General features: G+C 34.6%; 19 protein-coding genes. 4 read left to right on the top strand and 15 right to left on the bottom strand.

The features are described from left to right. Window positions 1-48: 48 nt before the first annotated feature. The 5 genes from ACQ5J2_RS12725 to ACQ5J2_RS12705 all read right to left on the bottom strand — a co-directional run bounded on the left by ACQ5J2_RS12725 (window position 49) and on the right by ACQ5J2_RS12705 (window position 6,856). Window positions 49-471 carry an acyl-CoA thioesterase gene (locus tag ACQ5J2_RS12725; protein WP_432670843.1) on the bottom strand — a complete coding sequence of 141 codons (423 nt, stop codon included), beginning with the start codon at window positions 469-471 and terminating at the stop codon, window positions 49-51. A gap of 211 nt (window positions 472-682) precedes the next feature. Next, entirely contained in the window at window positions 683-2,266 is a 1,584-nt protein-coding gene (locus ACQ5J2_RS12720) for an FMN-binding glutamate synthase family protein (RefSeq protein WP_432670842.1), read from the bottom strand. Window positions 2,267-2,300: 34 nt separating this feature from the next. After that, window positions 2,301-3,905: an AMP-binding protein gene (locus ACQ5J2_RS12715; protein WP_432670841.1), complete on the bottom strand. Its 1,605-nt coding sequence runs from the start codon at window positions 3,903-3,905 to the stop codon at window positions 2,301-2,303. A 12-nt stretch (window positions 3,906-3,917) separates the two neighbouring features. Further along, on the bottom strand, window positions 3,918-6,248 hold the full coding sequence (locus ACQ5J2_RS12710) for an FAD-dependent monooxygenase (RefSeq protein WP_432670840.1): 2,331 nt from the start codon (window positions 6,246-6,248) through the stop codon (window positions 3,918-3,920). Further along, complete coding sequence (locus tag ACQ5J2_RS12705; RefSeq protein ID WP_432670839.1) at window positions 6,248-6,856, bottom strand: flavin reductase family protein; 609 nt, start codon at window positions 6,854-6,856, stop codon at window positions 6,248-6,250. Before ACQ5J2_RS12705 ends, ACQ5J2_RS12710 begins: the two co-directional genes overlap by 1 nt. Before the next feature lie 226 nt (window positions 6,857-7,082). Here ACQ5J2_RS12705 and ACQ5J2_RS12700 point away from each other — a divergent pair, with 226 nt between their 5' ends. Continuing rightward, on the top strand, window positions 7,083-8,951 hold the full coding sequence (locus tag ACQ5J2_RS12700) for a mechanosensitive ion channel family protein (RefSeq protein WP_432670838.1): 1,869 nt from the start codon (window positions 7,083-7,085) through the stop codon (window positions 8,949-8,951). A gap of 2 nt (window positions 8,952-8,953) precedes the next feature. On the opposite strand, the gene ACQ5J2_RS12695 is transcribed toward ACQ5J2_RS12700, so the two are convergent. Next, window positions 8,954-9,991, bottom strand: a complete 1,038-nt coding sequence (locus ACQ5J2_RS12695) for a formimidoylglutamase (RefSeq protein WP_432670837.1) — start codon at window positions 9,989-9,991, stop codon at window positions 8,954-8,956. A gap of 138 nt (window positions 9,992-10,129) precedes the next feature. Between ACQ5J2_RS12695 and ACQ5J2_RS12690 the strand changes: the two genes are divergently transcribed. Further along, complete coding sequence (locus tag ACQ5J2_RS12690) at window positions 10,130-11,020, top strand: hypothetical protein (protein ID WP_432670836.1); 891 nt, start codon at window positions 10,130-10,132, stop codon at window positions 11,018-11,020. 78 nt (window positions 11,021-11,098) lie between these two features. On the opposite strand, the gene ACQ5J2_RS12685 is transcribed toward ACQ5J2_RS12690, so the two are convergent. The 4 genes from ACQ5J2_RS12685 to ACQ5J2_RS12670 form a co-directional block, all read right to left on the bottom strand. Beyond that, window positions 11,099-11,536 carry a hypothetical protein gene (locus tag ACQ5J2_RS12685; RefSeq protein WP_432670835.1) on the bottom strand — a complete coding sequence of 146 codons (438 nt, stop codon included), beginning with the start codon at window positions 11,534-11,536 and terminating at the stop codon, window positions 11,099-11,101. A 242-nt stretch (window positions 11,537-11,778) separates the two neighbouring features. Continuing rightward, complete coding sequence (locus ACQ5J2_RS12680) at window positions 11,779-12,222, bottom strand: hypothetical protein (RefSeq protein ID WP_432670834.1); 444 nt, start codon at window positions 12,220-12,222, stop codon at window positions 11,779-11,781. Window positions 12,223-12,358: 136 nt separating this feature from the next. Continuing rightward, on the bottom strand, window positions 12,359-13,603 hold the full coding sequence (gene hutI / locus ACQ5J2_RS12675; RefSeq protein ID WP_432670833.1) for an imidazolonepropionase: 1,245 nt from the start codon (window positions 13,601-13,603) through the stop codon (window positions 12,359-12,361). 64 nt (window positions 13,604-13,667) lie between these two features. Further along, window positions 13,668-13,946 carry a TIGR03643 family protein gene (locus ACQ5J2_RS12670; RefSeq protein WP_432670832.1) on the bottom strand — a complete coding sequence of 93 codons (279 nt, stop codon included), beginning with the start codon at window positions 13,944-13,946 and terminating at the stop codon, window positions 13,668-13,670. A gap of 144 nt (window positions 13,947-14,090) precedes the next feature. On the opposite strand from ACQ5J2_RS12670, the gene corA reads away from it, so the two are divergent. Together corA and ACQ5J2_RS12660 are read left to right on the top strand one after the other, a co-directional pair. Next, complete coding sequence (gene corA / locus ACQ5J2_RS12665) at window positions 14,091-15,167, top strand: magnesium/cobalt transporter CorA (protein WP_432670831.1); 1,077 nt, start codon at window positions 14,091-14,093, stop codon at window positions 15,165-15,167. A gap of 12 nt (window positions 15,168-15,179) precedes the next feature. Then, window positions 15,180-15,881 carry a DUF1003 domain-containing protein gene (locus ACQ5J2_RS12660; protein WP_432670830.1) on the top strand — a complete coding sequence of 234 codons (702 nt, stop codon included), beginning with the start codon at window positions 15,180-15,182 and terminating at the stop codon, window positions 15,879-15,881. Window positions 15,882-15,935: 54 nt separating this feature from the next. Here ACQ5J2_RS12660 and fumC read toward each other — a convergent pair whose 3' ends face one another. The 5 genes from fumC to ACQ5J2_RS12635 all read right to left on the bottom strand — a co-directional run bounded on the left by fumC (window position 15,936) and on the right by ACQ5J2_RS12635 (window position 21,357). Further along, entirely contained in the window at window positions 15,936-17,333 is a 1,398-nt protein-coding gene (gene fumC, locus ACQ5J2_RS12655) for a class II fumarate hydratase (RefSeq protein WP_432670829.1), read from the bottom strand. 283 nt (window positions 17,334-17,616) lie between these two features. Continuing rightward, complete coding sequence (locus ACQ5J2_RS12650) at window positions 17,617-18,876, bottom strand: hypothetical protein (protein ID WP_432670828.1); 1,260 nt, start codon at window positions 18,874-18,876, stop codon at window positions 17,617-17,619. A 149-nt stretch (window positions 18,877-19,025) separates the two neighbouring features. Continuing rightward, complete coding sequence (locus ACQ5J2_RS12645; protein ID WP_432670827.1) at window positions 19,026-19,661, bottom strand: hypothetical protein; 636 nt, start codon at window positions 19,659-19,661, stop codon at window positions 19,026-19,028. Window positions 19,662-19,830: 169 nt separating this feature from the next. Beyond that, the gene (locus ACQ5J2_RS12640; RefSeq protein ID WP_432670826.1) at window positions 19,831-20,295 is read right to left on the bottom strand and encodes a hypothetical protein; all 465 of its coding nucleotides are present in this window, start codon (window positions 20,293-20,295) and stop codon (window positions 19,831-19,833) included. A 495-nt stretch (window positions 20,296-20,790) separates the two neighbouring features. After that, window positions 20,791-21,357 (bottom strand): cytochrome b/b6 domain-containing protein, encoded by a 567-nt coding sequence (locus tag ACQ5J2_RS12635; protein ID WP_432670825.1) that lies wholly within the window; start codon window positions 21,355-21,357, stop codon window positions 20,791-20,793. Between the last annotated feature and the right edge of the window lie 3 nt (window positions 21,358-21,360).

Raw genomic sequence — 21,360 nt, 5'->3', positions numbered from 1 at the left:
TTGGAACAAAGATTCGAGAAATTTTAGAAATTTGAAAAATCGTAAGTGTTACATTATATATTTTTCTATTTTACTTTTCATTTGTTCATTGAATGGAGCCGATTTGATTTGGTCTCGACCCGCGATAAATTCTACATTTACTAATGTGACTTCGCCTTCTAAACAGGTTTTTCCTTGTTCGTCAAGAAAGTTAAATCCACAGTTGATAGAGGAACCACCTAGACGAATTACCCATAAATTTTTAGTCAAAACCTCGCCCAAACGTGCCGCTTTTTTGAATTGCACTTTTAAATCAACCGTCGGAATTCCGTTAGTTTCATGAATTTTAGAAAATGGCCGGTCTAGAGCTTCTTCAAACCAGTCTTCTACAAGGTCGTTGAGCATTTCTAGAAAGCGTGGATAGAATACAATTCCGGCATAATCTACGTGTTTGAAACGGATTTTTTCTTGTTTGGTAAAAGGTTGATTCATATTTTATTTTTTGTCGATTGGTATTTTGATAAAGACTGAACATTCAATTAATAACTACTCATTCTGATGGGTTAGCCCATATTACCTCACATTCCATTTAATTTGCAATGGTGTTCGATGAACACTTCTTGTTTGAAATAGAAATCCTTTTGTTTTTTTCTTTAGAAAACAAAAGATTGCACCGGATAGCTGGATTAAGCGCCTAAAAATTTTAAAACTTTTCTATTGTTGCTTTTTTCCAAAAAGGTTTGAACTTTTCAGGGATTGAATTTTCGTCTAGTAAACAACCTTTCGTTAACTCAGGATAAGTTTCAGCAAAAGTTTGAATAGTTGTTCTATCAACCCGCATACTTACGACACTTCTATCCACTTGATCGGGATGTGCGATTCCGGCAGAAGCCATTAAATCCATCGCACTTTTTACGGTTTCAAATTGATATCGAGCCACACGAACGCTTTTTGCTTCAGGAACCAAACCTTTAACGAGTTTCGGGTCTTGTGTAGCTACTCCGGTAGGACATGTATTTGCATGACATTCTAAAGCCTGAATACAACCTAGGGCAAACATCATTCCTCGAGCTGAATTGCATAAATCCGCACCGGTAGACAAGGTTTTTATAATATCAAAACCGGTAACAATTTTGCCGCTGCAGATGATTTTTATTTGGTCTTTGATTCCGAAACCGTTTAAACAGTCGTAAACAAAGGCTAAAGCGTCGCGAAGTGGCATTCCTACGTGGTCTGAATATTCAATTGGTGCCGCACCTGTTCCGCCTTCGCCACCATCAACGGTAATGAAATCGACATACGTTTGTGTGTGAACCATGGCTTTACAAATTGCTATAAATTCGGATTTATTGCCAATACAAATTTTCATACCAACTGGTTTTCCGCCGGAACCTTTTCGAAGTAATTTAACGAATTCAATAAATTCCAAAGGTGTAGAAAAAGCAGAGTGGGATGGAGGCGAAACGATGTCGTGCCCTTTTGTTACTAAACGAATATCGGCAATTTCATCGGTTACTTTCTCTTTTGGCAAAATTCCACCGTGACCAGGTTTTGCTCCTTGAGAAAATTTAATTTCAATCATTTTAACTTGTTCATATTGGGCTCGTTTTGAATACTGTTCGAAATTAAAAGTTCCATCGTCATTTCGACAGCTGAAATATCCCGTTCCAATATTCCAAACTACATCTGCTCCAAACTGTAAATGATAAGGTGAAAGTCCCCCTTCGCCCGTATTGTGATAAAAACCACCTTCTTTCGCTCCGGAATTCAAGGCTAAAATAGCATTTTTACTTAATGAACCATAACTCATGGCACTAATGTTAAACAAGCTTGCTTCGTATGGTTTTTCGCATTGAGAAGAACCAATTCTAACGCGAGGATGCAAATCAACATTTGAAAAAGGTATGGCATTAATACTGTGATTAATCCATTGATAGCCTTCTTCATATAAATCGAGTTGGGTACCAAAAGGACGTGTGTCGTTTTCGTGTTTACTTCTTTGGTATACTAAACTTCTTTCCAAACGGTTAAACGGTTTCCCGTCCAAATCGGTTTCAATAAAATACTGTCGCATTTCTGGACCAATGGATTCTAATAAATAACGCATTCGTCCGATAAGTGGGAAATTTCGCCTGATAGAACGTTTGGATTGATACATGTCAAAAAGCCCCAATCCGATTAATGGCAATAATATTAATAACAAATAAAGGGATTTGGAATTGATGTAAGACATCCATCCGACAATGCATAACAATGTAAAACTAACTACTAAAAATACTTTTCTCATTTCAATTTTTTGACTAAAGTGTCTTTATTATAATTTAACTTTTCAATTTGAAGCGCTGAATTTTACCTGTTTCTGTTTTAGGTAGTTGAGCAACAAAATGGATAACACGTGGATATTTATAAGGTGCTGCAATTTGTTTGAACCAATTTTGGATTTCTAAGGAAAGTGCATCGGAAGGTTCAAAACCTTGTTTTAATACTAAATAAGCGCAAACCAACATACCTCTTTCTTCATTTGGTACACCAACTACAGCACACTCTAAAATGGCATTGTGAATTAGTAAAACACTTTCAACTTCTATTGCAGCAATATTGTACCCAGATGAGATAATCATATCGTCGCCTCGTGCAACGAACCAGTAATACCCCTCTTTATCTTTTCGGAAGACATCCCCTGTTATATTCCATTTGTTTTCTACATATTCCTTTTGCTTTTCTTCTGAATTCAAGTATTTACAACCTGTAATTCCTCGAACTGCAAGTCGGCCAGGTTCATCTTCAGCAACTTCATTTCCCTCCAAATCAACAATTTTAGCTTCGTAGCCGCGAATAGGTAAACCCGTAGCTCCTTTTCGCATATTTTGCTCATTCGAAGAGATAAAGATATGCAGAATTTCTGTACTACCAATACCATCAATGATTTTTAACCCTGTCAAATCATACCAGTCTTCCCAAACTTTTAAAGGCAATGTTTCTCCAGCCGAAATGCATTTTCGTAAAGAACTAACATCGTATTCGTTGACTTTCGTACTGATAATTCGCCAAGCAGTTGGTGCTGTAAAGCAAATAGTAATTTTATAATCCTGAATGGCTTTCAATAATATTTCAGGTGAAGGTTTTTCAATCAAAAAAGTGGATGCTCCGTAATAAAATGGAAACAAAACCAAGCCACCCAAGCCGAAAGTAAATCCTAAAGGAGGACTTCCTGTAAAAATATCATCAGGCGTTGGCTGTAAAGAATATTTTGGAAATGCTTCACAGATTAATAAAATATCTTTGTGATAATGAGCCGTCATTTTAGGTTTTCCCGTTGTTCCCGAAGTGAATCCTATTAAAGCAATATTGTCTGGACCTGCGTCAAAATTTTGAAACTCGATAGGCTTATTTGCCATGAAATCCCCTAATTCTGAAGGCGTTGCTGCATCAGCACTAAAGCTCGTTGTTGATTTTAAAAATGCAGATTGCACACTTTTCAAATCTTCACACAAACTGATTTCACAAAACGTATGCGAAATTTCAGCACTATCAATCATGGTTGTCAATTCCTTTTCTCGAAGTAAAGGCATGGTGGAAACAACGATTCCACCTGCTTTTAAAACCGCAAACCAAATGGCAACAAACATTGGATTATTAGCAGAACGAATCAGTACACGATTTCCAGATTGAAAAGCCAAATCATTTAGTAAAACGTGAGCTATTTGGTTGGACTTTTCATATAAATCTTGAAAAGTCCATCTGGAATCATGGGTTTGGATAGCGACTGTATTTCCTCGACCTTCTCGAATATGAATGTCCAGTAATTTATCGACACAATTACTGATGTCCGAAAAATCAAAATCAGGATGATTCCAAATGTAATCAGGCTGCAAATCGGGATGTGGCATGTGCCTTTCGGCAAAATTGTCGCTGTACTTTTTCATGAAATCCGAATTTTATTTATGACTTTTTGGTTTTAATGCTTTCTTCATTCCTTCGACCATCTTTCGTTCCGATTTTTTATCTGCAAATAAGGTTTGAACACCCATTTTATAGGAGTTTGGAATGTCGGTGGGTTCATAACTTTCATAAGCTTGTGCGTTTCTTACAAAATAAGGACTGAGTAATAAAGGCTTTCCTAGCGCTACTAAATCAGCTCGACCGTTCAAAATAATGGTGTTAATTTGGTCGATATCTGTAATGGAACCAGCTGTAATTGTAGGAATATGAATTGTATTTCGAATCAAATCTGAAAATGGTGTTTGCCACATTCTTCCCATTTGGGGTTGCTGATTAGAAACGGTATTTCCCGTTGAAACATTGATAATATCGGCTCCAGCCAATTTGAATGCCTCGGCAATAGCCAAAACTTCTTCTTGTGAAATTCCGTTTTCAGCCCAATCAGTTGCGGAAATGCGAACAGAAATTGGTTTTTCTGATGGAAAAACATTTTGAATGGCATTGAAAACCCGTAAAGGAAATTTCAATCGGTTAGAAATACTTCCACCAAACTCATCTGTTCTTTTATTCGTTAATGGCGATAAAAATGAGGCCAATAAAAACCCGTGATGGGCTTGCAATTCTATCATATCGAAATTTGCTTTTTCGGCATTTTGAGCGGCATTTTCAAATTGAGAAACAATTAAATCCATATCGGAAACTGTCATTTCTTTGGGAACAATTCCACCTTCTGCAAATGGAATAGGAGAGGCCGAAATTAATTCCCATTGATGTAAATTTGCTAATTTTTCACTCTCCCAAGGTTTTTTTATACTTCCTTTTCTGCCTGAATGCCCCAATTGAACTGCTACTTTACAAGTGGAATTTTGATGAATAAAATTATTTATTTTTTTCCAATCAAGTGCTTGACTTTCATTATAAATACCGGTGCAACCTAAAGTGATACGTCCTGATTCGCTTACAGAAGTCATTTCAGTAATAATCAGTCCCAAGCCACCTAAAGCTCTTTGGGTATAATGACTGAAATGCCAATTATTGGGCAACCCATTTTCAGCTTGGTACTGCCCCATTGGAGCCATGACAATTCGGTTTTCCAACTTTAAGTTTTTGATATAAAAAGGTGTAAAAGCGGCAGGTGTTTTTAAATTTTGATTTTTAATTTTAGTATTAAATTCAGTCAGCACTTTTTCCGGGAATGAAGCATCTCGAATTGCTAAATTTTCAAAAGTTACTTTTTTAGAACGTGTCATTACACCAAAAGCAAACTGATCGAAATCAAAATCGATGTAACGTTCCATGTTTTCAAACCAATCCAGCGAAACATTTGCAGCATATTGAATCATTTCAACCCTATTTCTGCGTAATTTTTCATATTCAGCGAAAGCGGCGTCTGTATTAGTTCCAAATTGTACAATTGCATCCGAAAGTGAAATGGCACATTCCATCGCTAATTTTGTTCCAGAACCTATGGAATAATGAGCAGTTGCCTTTGCATCTCCTAACAAAACAATATTATTATGATGCCATTTATCATTTGTAACCGCTGGAAATTGACGCCAATAGGAATGATTAGAAATCAATCCATGGCCGTCTAATTCTTGCTTGAAAATCGAACTAATTTTGGCAATAGTATCCTCTTCATTGGTTGTTTCAAAACCAGCTTTTTGCCACGTTTCTTCTGAACATTCAAAAATCCAAGTACTCATGCCTTCTTGGTATTGATAGGAATGAGCTACGATTGGACCAAATTCGGTTGTTCTGAAAAAATAAGTAAAGGCGTCCAGCGGTTTTGTCGAACCCATCCACACAAATTTATTTTTCTTTAATTCGGTTTTTGTTCCAAATTCTTCTTCAAATTGCGTTCGAATTCCGCTATTAATTCCATCACAAGCCACAATATAATCGGCTTTTAAAGTCATTACATCTTCAATTGGATGTTCAAAATGTAAATTTACACCTTCTTCCAAACAGCGTTGCTGCAACAATTGAAGTAAGGTTTTTCGGGAACAGCCACAAAAACCATTTCCAGAAATTCGAACGATTTTGCCGTCTCGTGCCACGTCCAAATCGTCCCAATACGCAAAATGCTTGCGAATTAAATCATAAGATTTTGGGTCTCTAGTCAAGAACTCGCTCAAAGTTTCGTCAGAAAAAACAACTCCAAAACCAAAGCTGTCATCGGCCTTATTTCGTTCATAAACGTCAATTTGGCACTGTGGTAGCACTTTTTTGGTTAGAATAGCGAAATATAAACCGCCAGGGCCACCACCAATTACGGCAATTGATTTTGGTTTTTGATTTGCTTCTAAAACAGAATGTATAGTCATTAGGTTGGTCTTTTGATGGTAAATAGTTCGCCCAGTTTGGCATAATTGGCTCCAGCTAAACGAGAAATAGGTTGGTACTTATCAATGTTGACATGAAATTTTTCGTCCAAAATTCCTTCTTGCACGTGAAATTGTACCACGCGACCTATAATTATCGTCGAACCACCGTTTTGGTGTTGTTCTAAACTATAATGATGCACCAAAACACATTCCATGGAAACAGGACTTTCGGCAACTAAAGGTGGTTTTACTTTGGTTGAAATCCCAGCTAAAACATTGGCGAATTCAAATTCACTTTCATGTGGTTGCAACGGATGAGCCGTTGAATTCATTTTTTCCGACAAATCTTCTGTAACGAGATTGACTACAAATTCCTTATTATTTAAAATATTATTCAAAGTATCTTTGTTGAGATGACCACCTCTAGAAATAGAAATCATGACATGTGGCGGATCATCACCCACAGCATTAAAGTACGAAAATGGAGCTAAGTTTGGTATGCCATCCTCATTAATAGTAGATACCCAAGCGATGGGACGGGGTATAATGAGTCCTGTTAATAATTTATAAACTTCTTTTTGATGAAGTTCGTCTGGATTAAATTGCATGAGTTGTCGTTGTTTCTACAAATTAAAGAAATTTTTTAGGATTTATTTTCAAGAAAACATTAATTATCATAATTTATTGGACTTAAAATATAGTGCACAAAAAGAGGTAATCATTTTGCAAGAATATTTCAAGTTTCTATAATTTTTGTTAAAGTGGCAGGTATTTTTGTATATTTGATTTAGTTCTGTGTTTACAAAAAGAACAATTTATACGCAAAATTATTCTATGAAACTACATTTACGATTCTCATTATTTTTATTACTAATCAGCACTTTAGCTGTTCAAGCACAAAAGGATAGTATTCGAAAAAGCGACTCACTTAATGGTGCAATTTTAAAAGAATATCAGGTCCAGCAACTTGCTAGTGCCAACCAATTAAAGTTAGATTCTATAAAGAAATCACAGTTAGAGTATGAATTACTCAGCCTGAAAACTACTGATAATTTAAAGAAAAATGATTTATTAAAACAGTTGGATGAGTTAAAGGACGCGGAACGACTTAGGATTGCTACAAAAAAAGAAGAAATAAAATTACTGAAAGGTTCTGCAAAAGGATTTCCTGTTTTAGGGACTTTTAAAGATACCCTTTTTATTATTTACAGTCGATTAGGAAGTTTTTCTGCACAAGAACGTGCTGAGGCAGTTTCTAATCGAATTGTAAAATTACAAAGTAATTTTAATTTCAATCCAAGTGATTTAAAAATTATAAGTGCCGAAACAACAACTGATGTAGTTTACGAAGAGACTATTGTTTTAAGTATATCCGAGAATGACGCCATTTGGAACGATACTTCAGCTGATGTTTTAGCAGAAAATTACCGCTTGCGTATTATTCAGAATGTGCAAGAGCATAGAGAAGCTACGAGTTTGACCACTATTTTAAAAGAAATTGGTTTAGCTTTATTGGTGTTGTTGCTTTTCTCAACACTTATTTATTTTACTACAAAATTATTCAAATGGATTGCTTCAAAAATTGAATTTAATGAGGAAAAAGCCATCAAAGGGATAAAGTTAAAAAACTACACGCTATTTGACGCTAAAAGACAAGTGAATGCCCTGTTACTGGTCAATAAAGTGGTTAAATGGTTTTTTGTTTTGCTTTTAATTTATATTGCCTTACCAATACTTTTCGGAATCTTTCCCTGGACAAAGAATTTTGCTGAAGTATTATTTGGGTATATTTTAAACCCATTAAAAAATATCGCTTCTGGAATTTGGAACTATTTACCCAACCTAATCACCATAATTGTCATTATTGTATTCTTTAGGTACGTAATGAAAGGAATACAATTTTTGAAAGATGAAATTGCAAATGAGAACTTAAAGTTTCCCGGTTTTTATCCAGATTGGGCAAATCCAACCTTTCAAATTATTCGGGTTTTGATTTATGCATTTATGATTGTAGTAATATTTCCTTACTTACCAGGAAGTGATTCTGATATTTTTAAAGGTGTATCGGTATTTTTGGGATTTTTATTTACATTCGGTTCGGCAGGTTCGCTTGCAAATATTATTGCAGGTTTGGTTTTAACCTACATGCGATTATTTAAAATTGGCGACCGTGTTAAAATTGGTGATATTTTTGGCGATGTTATTGAAAAATCGCTGTTGGTTACAAGAGTTAAAACAGCTCATAATGAAATAATTTCTATTCCAAACGCAACGGTAATGAGTAGTCATACTATCAATTATACTAGCGAGACTGCCGGTAAAGGCTTGATACTTCACACAACGGTAACTATCGGGTATGATGTTCCTTGGCAAAAAATACATGATGCTTTACTTGAAGCTGCAAACCGGACAGAATTGCTATTAAAGGACCCTAACCCTTTTGTTTTACAAACTAGTTTGGAAGATTTTTATGTTGCCTATCAAATAAACGCTTATACGAAAGACGCGAATAAACAAGCTAAAATTTATTCTGATTTGCATTCTAATATTCAAGACTGTTGTAATGAAGCGGGAATTGAAATTTTATCACCTCACTATCGTGCAGCAAGAGACGGAAATCAGTCGACCATTCCAGAAAGTTATTTGCCAAAAGACTATAAAATTCCTTCGTTTAATTTCAATTTCAGCCGCAAAAAAGAGTAGAACTAGCCTTCAGTATAATTCGCTTTAATGAAATCAGTCACTAAGTAGGCAATCAATTTTCCAATCAAGTGGCTGTTTTTTGTATCTGCTAAATCAGGGGCACCTTCACAAATATGAAGATAAGCTACATTGGGGCTTTTGCCAAAATAGTGAATGAAATGACGCAGTTCTTCAACAGAAAAACCGCTCATCGTCATGGCACTACTTGCTACATTGGGCAAAGAGTCTAAATCTATTTCAAGTCCAAAAAAATCTGTTTTGACATGATTCATTGCAGAAATCATTTCTTGTTCAAACGACTTTGTTTGACTGATTTTTATAGAATCGTACGTGTTGTATTTTACGCGTTGGTCTGTTTTTTTGATTAAATCTAAAACACTTTTGGAAGTATAACTTTCATGTAGTCCGAAAATAAAGTATTTTTTCAGAAAACCTTCCTCATATGCATACGAAAAACCGTTTCCGCTGTGTCTTCCTTCAAGTATTCTAAAATCAGAATGAGCGTCAAAATTAATGGCGTTTATCGCTTTTCCTTTAGCTAAAGCCGTACCTTTGATATTGCCGTAAGCGTTATTGTGACCACCGCCAATTATTATAGGAATTTTTCCGGATTTGACAATTGTGCAAATAATATGGGTTAAATCCTTATCGATTCGCTCGACTAATTTACTCATTTGCAGTCGGTCTTCTAGTATATGATAATCCAATTCGGCTGCTTTTGTCATTTCTTGAACGACATCAAGTTGCCCCAAAATCAATATCCGACTTCCTTTGCAAAAGCGATTGTGCTGGATATTGGCAATACTACGTAAAGTGCTTTCCCAAGCCGAATGGGTTCCTGGACGACCTAAATTGGCACGAACTCCAATATCTTCTGCAACACCAAATAACACATATTTAGCTTCACATTCTTCCAGAAAAGCAGTAGCACTCGCATTTTTAGGAACGGTCAACATTTTTTCTCCAAACTTTATTTCACCACTTCTGTGATTGGTAATTTTTGCTAAATCAGAAGGGGTAAAGGGAATCAAGTTTTCCATTGGTACACTTTTTTGCTTTCAAAAATACTAATATTCTATAAACTTACGTTAATTTGGAAACGATTGCTCAATAATAAATTATTTTTGTTTCTTTGAACAATCAAAAACCTCTTATTTAACTAAAGATTTCAATTTACAATGGAAAACGAAAGAAATAATTCAAGTTTAAAAGCAATTGTTGTTGTACTTGCACTATTACTAGCCGGAAGTTTGGCCTATATCTTCAAGATGACCACGGATTCTAAAACGATGCAGACCGAGTTGACAAATGAAAAAAGTGAAAAAGCCAAATTTATAACTGAATTAGAAGATTTGAAAGCCAGTTACGATGCGGCCTTGCAAGATAATACGACCTTATCTGACGATTTAGAAGCCGAACGTGAAAAAGTAATAAATCTTATTGCCGATTTAAAAAAGTCAAAAGGAGATGCCGTATCCATGCGGAAATACCGCGATCAGTTCAATCAATTGGAGAAAAAGATGAAAACATTGTTGGCTGAAAACGACATGTTGAAGCAGAAAAACCAATCTTTAACTACGGAAAGAGATAGTACGGTTGTTGTTTTAGGACAGCAAAAACGTTTTAACGATACTTTAGTGGTGCAAAATGAAAACCTTGCAAAAACTGTAGAAAAAGCCTCAAAATTAAGTATTATGAATTTGCGAACGAAAGCGATTAAAGTTCGGAATTCTGGTAAGCAGATTGACACGGATAAAGCGAGTCGTGCGGATCAATTGAAAGTTTGTTTTGCCATTGCGGCAAATGAAATTGCAAAATCAGGTGATAAAACCTATTATGTTCAAATTATAGATAGCAAGAATAATGTTTTGGGTGAGAAGAAAATTCAGAATTTTGGAGAAATGTCTTTGACGTACAGCTTCACAACAATCGTAGCGTATGACAATAAAGCAGTCGATGTTTGCGAATTTTTAGACGGAAAAGGAAAGGATTTCGAAAAAGGAGCATACTTTGTAAATATTTATGACCAATCAGAGTTGGTCTCAAAAACAAGTTTCTCCCTAAGATAATTGGGTTAATTTATTTAAAAAAAGAGCGTTTGTGTAAATCACAAACGCTCTTTTTGTTTACGGCAAAGAATAATTAAATTATAAAGTCCTTTTGAATTCGTAGAATGTATTTTTTTCCTTGGGATCTATAAGATATAAATTTTTAGTTTTCACGTCGTACTTTAGTTCTAAAAGTGTTTGCTTAAAGGTTATATAATACTTTTTGATAGCAGAGTCAAAATGTATTTCATATTTCAAACCTAACTCATCCATTGCCCAATATTGTTCTTTTTCTTTTGTAATTTTTAATAGAATGTTTTCATTAAATCCTTCTTGAATAGCAATAAACTTGCGGTCTAACACTTTTCTTCCAGAACTGTAATCATCATAATTTGCACTTATTAAATCTCTTCCTACATCGGTAGTATCAACAAACGTGTATCTTTTTTCACTCCATTTTCCCGAAAAATTGTCTTTTTGAGCTGTCGCTGAAAGTGAAATAACTAATGCTCCAACAAATAGAATAGATTGTTTCATGATTTTTATTTTGTTCGTTTATAATTGATTAATTTTTAATATAACTAAATTAATAACAACTAATTATTTAATTTATTGTTGAATAAAGATGCTACTTCTCAAACATTTCTAACCAATCAGAGTTGGTCTCAAAAACAAGTTTCTCCCTAAGGTAAATGGGTTAATTTATCCAGAAAAAGAGCGTTTGTAATTACTCACAAACGCTCTTTTTTTATGCCTTAATTTTTTGAAACAATAAATTATTACATTTTTTTAAACTCAAAGTACGTGATATTCGATATCGGTTCAATTATAGACAATCTTTTAGTTACAGGGTCTATTTTAAGAACTAATGGATTGCCGTTCATGATTGTTAAATAATTTTCTGTTGTGGGATTGTAGGTGATTTTTTGGTTAAAATTATACTGGTCTTTTGCCAAATAAAAATCATCCTTTTTTGTAATGGTCAATATTCTTTTCTTATCGTCTTTTGGCACGACTTCTTTTAACTCAAAATATTGTGCGGGTAATTTCTTTTCGCCTTTGGCATACGCTGCAAAATCTTTCGCAACTAAATACCTTCCTGTATTTAGCGTATCAATGTATGAAAATTTTGTCTCGCTCCATTTTCCTTCTAAACTAACTTCCTGAGCACTTGCAACTAATGAGAAAAGCAGTACCGCAATCATTGTAAAAAATTGTTTCATTATTTATTTGTTTTTGAAATTTTTAATTTGTGTTGTTTCTTCTAAAATAAGCCCAATATAATCATTAATTTCAATATATAGGAATTGTGATTTTGTAATGCGGTTTAATTTAAAAAACAATAAAGTATAATCAAGATTAAAACCGTCTCACAATTTCCCCATCAATAAGCACATCTTCAATTAAATTACTACCAAAAGCGTACGGAATTTGATAAAAAGACGAAATGGGTTTTGTTATAATTAAATTGGCTTTTTTACCAATCGTAATACTTCCATGCGTTTGAGAAACTCCCATGGCATAAGCACCATTTATCGTTGCAGCATTTATGGCCTCTTCGGGTGTCATTTTCATTTTAATACAAGCGGTCGCTACTACTAGATTCATGTTTCCGGATGGCGTTGTGCCGGGATTGAAATCAGTTGCTAAAGCAAGTGGCAGTCCGGCATCCATCATTTTTCGAGCTGGCGTGTAAGGAATGCTGATGAAAAAAGAACAACTTGGTAATGCAACAGGCATTGTATTCGCGTTTTTTAAGACTTTAATATCTTCATCGGTTACAACTTCGAGATGATCTACAGAGAGAGCATCATAATCAACACACGCTTTAATACCGTTAATGGCGGTAAATTGATTCACATGAATTTTAGCACGCAATCCGTATTTTTTCCCAGCTTCCATAATTTGTTGGGTTTCTTCAACCGAGAAATAACCGGTTTCTAAAAAAGCATCGATGTAATCTGCTAAGCTTTCTGCTGCAATTTTAGGCAACATTTCATTAATAATTACGTCAATATAACCTTGATGATTTTCTTTAAATTCAGTAGGGAAGGCGTGTGCTCCCAAAAATGTAGCTTTAATTGGAAGTGAATAATTCTCTTTCAACTTTTTAATGACGCGAAGCATTTTCAATTCACCTTCAACAGAAAGTCCATAACCTGATTTAATTTCAACCGCACCTGTTCCTTGCGAAATCACTTCTTCCAAACGTTTTCGAGATTGTTCGTAAATTTCGTCTTCAGAAGTTGCATTTAGGTTTTTTGCTGAATTTAAAATTCCGCCGCCACGATTGGCAATTTCTTCATAAGAGAGTCCGTTGATGCGGTCTACAAATTCTTGTTCGCGACTTCCGGCATAAACAATATGGGTGTGACTGTCGCACCAAGTGGGTAAAACAACACGACCTTTACAATTTATTTTTTGGTCAAAACTTAGTTCAGGCATTTCTGACATTGGTCCAAAATCAGCTATTAAATCATTTTCTATGAGTAAGTAAGCATTGTTTAGCAACGGTAAATCTGCCATTTCTGCACCTGAAACTTTGTTTATAATAGTTTCACGCACTTGAAGTAGTTCGTGTATGTGGGTCAATAAAATTCGCATAAGTTCTATTTTTTGTAAAAATAAAAGGGAATTTTAGAACGACCTATTTTTTAGGTAGAAATTATTATCGCTTTGAAATTTTATTATGGGTAATTTGCCGTTGCATTGCACATTTAAATCGTTCAATGCCGTTAACGCGAAGTTTTGCGTGTTTGGTGGCTCGGCCTTGAACACGTTTGCGCCACATTTTAAAACTGGACAATTTCATTTCAGAACGCATCAAAGTAATAACTTCTCTTTCTGAAACACCAAATTGGAACGTAATCGCTTCAAAAGGCGTTCGGTCTTCCCAGGCCATTTCAATAATACGGTCGAGTTCTACTGCTGAAAATGTTTTTTCCATGTCGTAAATTTATTTCAAATTTGAAAATGATTCAATTGAACATTCGTTAAAAGTATTTCAAAAATTATAGATGCCTTTTTCGTATTTATTAAAGTAATTGCCGAAATTTGAAAGCAACAACACCTTTACAAACGCAATTTCATTTTGAGAAAAGTAAAATACAAGAAAAGTAGGAAATCAAAAAGCAATATTTTTGAATATACAGGCATTCACAACAGCGAGCCGGTAGCGATGCAACTGTTTATTTATGACGCTGAAAAATTACAAGAACACAACGCAATTTCAGTTGCAGATCTTCAAAAAAAATTAAGCGAATTGCCCAAAACAGCTGTGGTATGGTTGAATGTTCATGGCTTGCATGATGTCAATAAAATTTTAAAAATCAAAGAAATTTTAAATATTGACCGCTACATTATCAGCGATGTGCTCAATGTTTCGGCAAGAACTCGAATTGAGGAACTGGATGATTTTCTGTTTTTTAGCGTGAAATCGATTTTGCAAGAAGACACTGAAAACATTAAAGTAGAACAAATCAGTTTTTTGCTCAAGGACAATGTTCTGGTTTCTTTTCAGGAAATCAAGAGTGACTATTTTACGTTTATTCGTGAGCGACTCAGAAACAACGAAGGAATTGTACGCAAAAAAGGGGCGGATTACTTGCTCTTTTTATTATTAGATGGAATTATCGAAAACTTTTTTATCACTATCGAAAATTATGAAAGCCGTATTGAGCAATTGTTAATTGATGTGAAAGTAGATGATGCCACACATCTTCTCGAACTAATTGAAAAGCAACGAGAAAATTTAAATTATTTAAAACGTTCCATACTACCACTCAGAGACGCTTTATTTTCATTAAAAAGCATTCAAGATGACGATGACTTTAACGGCATCAGCAAGGCAAATGTGACGTTCTTCACCCGTTTGCATCAAAAAAGTTTAGAGCTTTTAGAGCAAGCTGAATACGACATCAACACACTTGAAAGTGCTTCTAACTTGTTTTATTCCACTCAAAACCAGCGAATGAATCAAATTATGAAAACGCTTACAGTTTTCTCCGTGATTTTCATGCCTTTAACCTTTATTGTAGGCGTTTATGGAATGAATTTCAAGAACATTCCCGAACTCCAAACCCAAAACGGTTACTATTGGACGTGGTTGGTCATGATTGTAATTACCATCGGAATGGTGTTTTATTTTAAACGAAAAAAGTGGTTTTAAACCTTTCTACCTATGATTAAAAAATTTGTAAGTGATGTTTCTGGAATTGAATTTCCCATCCATCAAAAAGTAAAAGGAGCATCCATCCGTAAAGAAATCTTGAACTTTATTGCAAAAGAAATTCCCGATTTCACATCAGAAAAATGTCTTTCTTTTCCTGAATTATCGCGCTACAGAGAAGAGTATATCACACAAATGTTGCTTAGTGAGTCGGGGGAATTATCTGATTTAGAATCGAAAGTAATGGCGTCTTTAAAAAACGACACCTTACTTTCAGAACAACTAGACGACGAGCTAAAGCAAATTAGCTTTGGTCAGAAAATTGCCGATCGTGTGGCTAGCTTTGGCGGAAGCTGGACGTTTATTTTAACCTTCCTTGGACTTCTTACTGTTTGGATTTTGGTCAACGTATTTTTATTGGTCAACAAAGGATTTGACCCGTATCCCTTTATTTTATTAAATCTAATCCTCTCTTGTGTAGCAGCGCTTCAAGCTCCCGTGATTATGATGAGTCAAAACCGTACTGAAGAACGCGACCGAGAACGTGCTAGAAAGGATTACATGATTAACCTGAAATCCGAACTAGAAATTAGAATCCTGCACGATAAAATAGACCATCTCATTCTGCACCAAGAACAGTCGATGCTTGAAATTCAGAAAGTACAGCTAGACATGATGAAAGAAATTCTAGAACAACTGCCCAACAAGAAATAATAAAAAAGCCTGAAAAAATCAATTTTCAGGCTTTACTATTTTATAGAAAAATTACTAATTCAATTTCCCCACCATTTCTTCTGGTTTTACCCAAGCATCAAAATCTTCTGCCGTAACATAACCTAAACGAACTGCTTCGTCTTTCAAGGTCGTACCGTTTTTGTGAGCTGTTTGCGCAATTTCAGCTGATTTATAATAACCAATTTTTGTATTCAAAGCCGTAACCAACATTAATGAGTTATCTACTAATTCTTTAATTCTAACGTAATTTGGTTCGATTCCGCTTGCACAATGTTCGTCAAAAGAGCGGCAAGCATCCCCAATCAATCGTGCTGATTGTAAGAAATTAGCCGCCATCATTGGTTTGAACACATTCAACTCATAGTGTCCTTGCATGCCACCTACAGAAATTGCCACGTCGTTACCCATTACTTGAGCACAAACCATGGTCAACGCCTCTGATTGTGTAGGATTTACTTTTCCTGGCATGATAGAAGAACCCGGTTCGTTTTCTGGAATGATGATTTCTCCAATTCCTGAACGTGGGCCTGAAGCCAACATTCTAATGTCATTTGCAATTTTATTTAAAGAAACCGCCAGTTGTTTCAAAGCACCGTGACTTTCTACAATTGCATCGTGAGAAGCCAAAGCTTCAAACTTATTAGGTGCGGTTACGAAAGGTTGACCCGTAAACTCAGCAATATAATGAGCTACTTTTACATCATAATGTTCCGGTGTGTTCAAGCCCGTTCCTACAGCAGTACCGCCTAAAGCCACTTCAGATAAGTGTGATAATGTGTTTTTTAACGCTTTCAAACCGTAGTTCAGTTGAGCCACATAACCTGAAAGTTCCTGACCTAAAGTTAGGGGAGTGGCATCCATCAAATGCGTCCGACCAATTTTTACTACATTCATGAACTCTTGCGACTTGGCATGTAGCGTATCTCTCAATTGCTCTACACCCGGAATGGTGTTTTCCACCACCGCTTTATATGCTCCAATGTGCATTCCTGTTGGGAACGTATCGTTAGACGACTGCGATTTATTCACATCATCATTCGCTTTTAATACTGGTTCGCCTTCGCCAATTTTAAAACCAGCCAAGACTTGAGCACGATTGGCAACCACCTCATTAACATTCATGTTACTTTGCGTTCCCGAACCGGTTTGCCAAATCACCAATGGAAACTGATCGTCTAGTTTTCCTTCTAATATTTCATCGCAAACTGCTGCAATCGCATCTCTTTTTTCTGTTGAAAGCACGCCCAAATCACAATTGGCATAAGCTGCTGCTTTTTTCAAATACGCAAAACCTTCCACGATTTCTTTGGGCATCGAAGCCGATGGACCAATCTTAAAGTTGTTTCTTGAACGTTCGGTTTGAGCTCCCCAATATTTATCTGCGGGAACTTTTACTTCACCCATCGTGTCTTTTTCAATTCTGTATTCCATTGTGTGTGTATTTATTTAGTGTAAAATAAGTTTTTTATAAATGCCCTCAAATTTAACAATTAAAGGAGTTTTAAAAAAATATTTGAAAGGTTTTATTATGGATGCAATTTTGGAGGTTATCAATTAGATTTCACAAAAAAAGAGGACACTTAATCCTCTTGTAATTTATTGAAACAACTTGTCGATAACTCCATAAGTGTTGACGGCATGTAATCGGTTCCGTTCAACACAGGATTCATTGTTCGGCTTCCAGCCGCAACGAAATCCTAGCTGTTAGGCGTAGTTATAATTCTCTTGAACTTTCGATTATAATTTTTTCTGCAATTATTCTCATTAAAATAATTTCTTTCTGTAATATTTTGTCATGTTTAAATGGAAGATATTTTTCTCTGTCTGTTTCTTTGCTATGAACAATAGAATTTCTTGTTTTATAAACTCGTTCTCTTAAGTTTTTTAAAATCTTATCTCTTTCTTCACTGAAATTAACTTTATTTCCTTTTGAAAACTCAACTTCAGTTGATTTATAATAATCTAATAAATTAGTGTCATAAGACTTAATCTCTTCTTTAACTTCATCAAAATCGGGAACAAACCTATCTAATACAAGTCTTAAAGCTTCAGGCTCGTTAATTTGAAATTCTTCATTTTTGTATCTTAATTTGTCTTGAATGACTTTAATTAATTCTGATACATCTTTCGTTCGCTTATATGAGAATGATGGTTTAGTTAATTCAGTTTTGATAGATTTAATCAACTCATCATTATATATTTTTTCAAAAAAATGCTCTAAAATATGATAAAAAGATAAATACTGCAAATCAACACTCTCTGATGAAATTCCTTTTTGACAAAATAAAATCAAATCATTTTCATATCTTCTTTTTGGGACATCAATCTCCTCAATCTTTGCTCTACGCAATCTTCCAATTCTTATACTTCTTGTTAGGTCATCCGTTATGCTTGAAGGAAGATAAGATAAATCTGTATTGTAACTTAAGTTAAAAAGGAATGAATAGCATAATGTTTCAAATTCTTGTCTGCTTTTGTTGCTTTCTGATGTTATTTTTAATGTTTGAAATCTAGGTATTACTTGTTTTAATACATCAAATAAATCATTAGTTTCGTTCTCTCCATTTTGAAATCTTCTATTTCTTAATCTATGAAAGAAAAAAGGTCTGCTTAAATTAACATCCGTTGTTATTAATAACATTTGCTTTAATAAAAGTACCAAATAAGCATCAGAGGAAGATGAAAGATTATACTTTATTTTGTTAACAGTATCATCTTTAAAAATCTCGTCATCTCCAGGATAAAAAAATCTTGTACTCTGAATAACTGAAACTTCAAAATGCTTTTCGTCAAATATTTCAAAATTTTCTTCAGTTTTAAAAGTCTTAAGTTTACTCACAGCTTCTCTAAAACGTTTTCTTTTTAAACGAAATGTGTTTTCATTGAAAGTATATTCAAAATATATTTTAGTTGTATTTGATAGTTCAATTTTAAAAACTTTGCTTACCGCATTATTAAATTCTTCTTCTGTCATTTTTTAGTTTTTTTAATAATTACGCCTAACGTTTATGTATAAGAATAGTTGCGGGTTTGTATGCGAGGATTTTCCGAAGGAAAATCAGACGTTACAAACACGCAACGACCTTTGATTAAGCACTAAACCGCAATTATTTTTATACGGTGTTACCACACGTTTTTTTCTTTCGGTATTGATTTATATTCACTATTCGCACTTTCCATAATTTTTTTTTCAAACATTTTCGGAAAGTATTTCAATATTATTTTTGATTTTAACTTTGTAAATCCGCTAAAACTTTGGTCTGATTTTGCCCATAATTTTTCAGCCTCTTTTTCAGTTAATACTTTTTTAATTCCGTTTTTAGTGTCAATTTTTATTAGTGGAAATTCAGGTTGGTTTTCTCCACAAAGAGTTATCTGTTTTTCCAATTTTCTACTAATAGATTCCATAAAATCCATAATCTTGTTAAATTCCAATTCCGTTTTAATTTCGGTTGGATTTATATCAAATTCGATTTGATTTTCGAGAACGAAGTAACATTTAACAATAATTCCGCTTAAATCAATTGTTGCAGATTTAATTTCCAATTCGCCATTTTCATCCGCAAACATTGTTTCCACGTAACTAAAGTCAATTCTGTCTGTTAAATTATTTTCATAAGTTCCAAAAGTCAATTTGTATTCAGAATTCAATAAATCAACTACATTTTTCCAATCAGAAATCGTTGCATTTTGGACAAAAATATCTCTTAAGGCTCCATCCTTTTCAAAAATCCATTCTATGTTTTTCCAATTTCTCAATGTTTGTCTCAAATGTGTGGTAGCGTTTATGTATAAGAATAGTTGCGGGTTTGTATGCGAGGATTTTCCGAAGGAAAATCAGACGTTACAAACACGCAACGACCTTTGGTTAAGCACTAAACCGCAATTATTTTTATACGGTGTTAGCAAATCGTTTTTTATTCTTTCGTTAATTCAGAGTTTTAATTCCGTTTTTATATTCAGTCAGACATTTTTCTCCTAAATCTACTTCTGGATTATATGTCGTATTTCCTTCTGTTCTCGGTTTTTCCACATAAATTAATTCCAATGTTTCTAAATCCACCAAAATTGTATATCCATAATTTACACTCTTATCAGAAATGGAAAAATTCAAATAATATGGCATAATCTCTTTCGAGTGATACCAAGAAGCGGATAAATGTAGTTTAGGGTTTTTATGTTCCTCAAAGTAATAATTCAGGCATTTTGGAAAAACAATTTCCTTGTCATTTATCCTTAATATTTTTTTATTCAAGTCAAATTTCGCAGGACTAAATTCTTTCGGCAAACCAATTATATTCCCGTTTTTATCAATTTGTAATGGTGTGTCTTGATGCATTACATCCGAGTTGGTCAAAAATAGAAATGATATTAAAATCAATAGTGTTTTCATTCGTAACGATTGGTTTTTAAATGTTTGCTAACTAATAGATATACGCAAGTTTATACAACTTTTTTCAAATTACAATCTATTCACCCAAGTTTTTTTATTTTATCTACAACTAAATCCTAATAATCAAATATTATTTACCCAAAATCAACTTATTAACAAAATTGCTCAATCAGGGTTTCTGTCAACTCACCTAGGGTCTTTCCCAACTCAGCTAGGGTTTCTTTCCACCTAGCCGGGGTATTTTCCAAGTCACCGAGGGGCTTTCCCCACTCACCGAGGGTTTATTTCAACTTAGCTGGGGTTTTTACCAAGTCACCGAGGGTCTTTCTCAACTCACCTAGGGTTTCTTTCAACTTAGCTGGGGTTTTTATCAAGTCACCGAGGGTCTTTGCTAACTCACCGAGGGTTTCTCCCAACTTAGCTGGGGTTTTTCTCATAACCATTTAACCTCATAACCTTTTCACCCTTCAACTTTCCCAAAAAAAAAGGGAGAAATTAATCTCCCCCAATCATTTTAGATGCAATTCCTTTTTTAGTAGAATGTTCGGCAATTGCGATACCTGCTAAGTGCAAAACAATGTAAATAGGGAACCAATACAAGCCCCATTTGTGAACCATTTCTATTTCATCATGGTAGGAATCAAAGAGGTGGTACTGCATACTGACTCCCGTAAATGCTGATATAAATACAAAAAGGTAAAAATAAATGTAAACAAACCCTTGCAAACGTTCTTTTAAGGTAATGCTACTATTAAAGGGATTTGGAAACCGAATTCCTTTGACAAGCATGTATATGATTCGTCCTATAAAAGCGGCAATCATTACGTTGGCAAAAAGTTCATGCCATTCCCACATTGGGTGGCGAATGGTAGATGCAATATCAGTCATTACGTCTTTGGGTAGAGGAGAGGCGGTAGTTTTACTTTCGATGACGGCAACCATTCCGTTTTTATTCATCCAAAACATCCGTAAAAAACCGGTGATAAACATGATAGGCATTACGATAGCGATTGTCCAGTGTAAAAGCCGATGAATGACGGTAAATTTTTTGTTTTCTTGCATGAT

This window comes from Flavobacterium sp. SM2513 (assembly GCF_050908145.1).
In the GTDB taxonomy this organism is placed as follows: Bacteria; Bacteroidota; Bacteroidia; order Flavobacteriales; family Flavobacteriaceae; genus Flavobacterium.
Note: the sequence above shows the minus strand (reverse complement) of the source record. Positions and strands in the feature narration are given on the sequence as shown.

What these genes read in the sequence shown, in the direction of transcription:
- ACQ5J2_RS12715 (WP_432670841.1), bottom strand. Translation starts at nt 3,905, where the DNA reads ATGAAAAAGTACAGCGACAATTTTGCCGAAAGGCACATGCCACATCCC.
- ACQ5J2_RS12650 (WP_432670828.1), bottom strand. Translation starts at nt 18,876, where the DNA reads ATGACAGAAGAAGAATTTAATAATGCGGTAAGCAAAGTTTTTAAAATT.
- fumC (WP_432670829.1), bottom strand. Translation starts at nt 17,333, where the DNA reads ATGGAATACAGAATTGAAAAAGACACGATGGGTGAAGTAAAAGTTCCC.
- ACQ5J2_RS12640 (WP_432670826.1), bottom strand. Translation starts at nt 20,295, where the DNA reads ATGAAAACACTATTGATTTTAATATCATTTCTATTTTTGACCAACTCG.
- ACQ5J2_RS12705 (WP_432670839.1), bottom strand. Translation starts at nt 6,856, where the DNA reads ATGCAATTTAATCCAGACGAACTTCATCAAAAAGAAGTTTATAAATTA.
- ACQ5J2_RS12725 (WP_432670843.1), bottom strand. Translation starts at nt 471, where the DNA reads ATGAATCAACCTTTTACCAAACAAGAAAAAATCCGTTTCAAACACGTA.
- ACQ5J2_RS12660 (WP_432670830.1), top strand. Translation starts at nt 15,180, where the DNA reads ATGATTAAAAAATTTGTAAGTGATGTTTCTGGAATTGAATTTCCCATC.
- ACQ5J2_RS12670 (WP_432670832.1), bottom strand. Translation starts at nt 13,946, where the DNA reads ATGGAAAAAACATTTTCAGCAGTAGAACTCGACCGTATTATTGAAATG.
- ACQ5J2_RS12700 (WP_432670838.1), top strand. Translation starts at nt 7,083, where the DNA reads ATGAAACTACATTTACGATTCTCATTATTTTTATTACTAATCAGCACT.
- ACQ5J2_RS12635 (WP_432670825.1), bottom strand. Translation starts at nt 21,357, where the DNA reads ATGCAAGAAAACAAAAAATTTACCGTCATTCATCGGCTTTTACACTGG.
- ACQ5J2_RS12680 (WP_432670834.1), bottom strand. Translation starts at nt 12,222, where the DNA reads ATGAAACAATTTTTTACAATGATTGCGGTACTGCTTTTCTCATTAGTT.
- hutI (WP_432670833.1), bottom strand. Translation starts at nt 13,603, where the DNA reads ATGCGAATTTTATTGACCCACATACACGAACTACTTCAAGTGCGTGAA.
- ACQ5J2_RS12720 (WP_432670842.1), bottom strand. Translation starts at nt 2,266, where the DNA reads ATGAGAAAAGTATTTTTAGTAGTTAGTTTTACATTGTTATGCATTGTC.
- ACQ5J2_RS12710 (WP_432670840.1), bottom strand. Translation starts at nt 6,248, where the DNA reads ATGACTATACATTCTGTTTTAGAAGCAAATCAAAAACCAAAATCAATT.
- ACQ5J2_RS12695 (WP_432670837.1), bottom strand. Translation starts at nt 9,991, where the DNA reads ATGGAAAACTTGATTCCCTTTACCCCTTCTGATTTAGCAAAAATTACC.
- ACQ5J2_RS12690 (WP_432670836.1), top strand. Translation starts at nt 10,130, where the DNA reads ATGGAAAACGAAAGAAATAATTCAAGTTTAAAAGCAATTGTTGTTGTA.
- ACQ5J2_RS12685 (WP_432670835.1), bottom strand. Translation starts at nt 11,536, where the DNA reads ATGAAACAATCTATTCTATTTGTTGGAGCATTAGTTATTTCACTTTCA.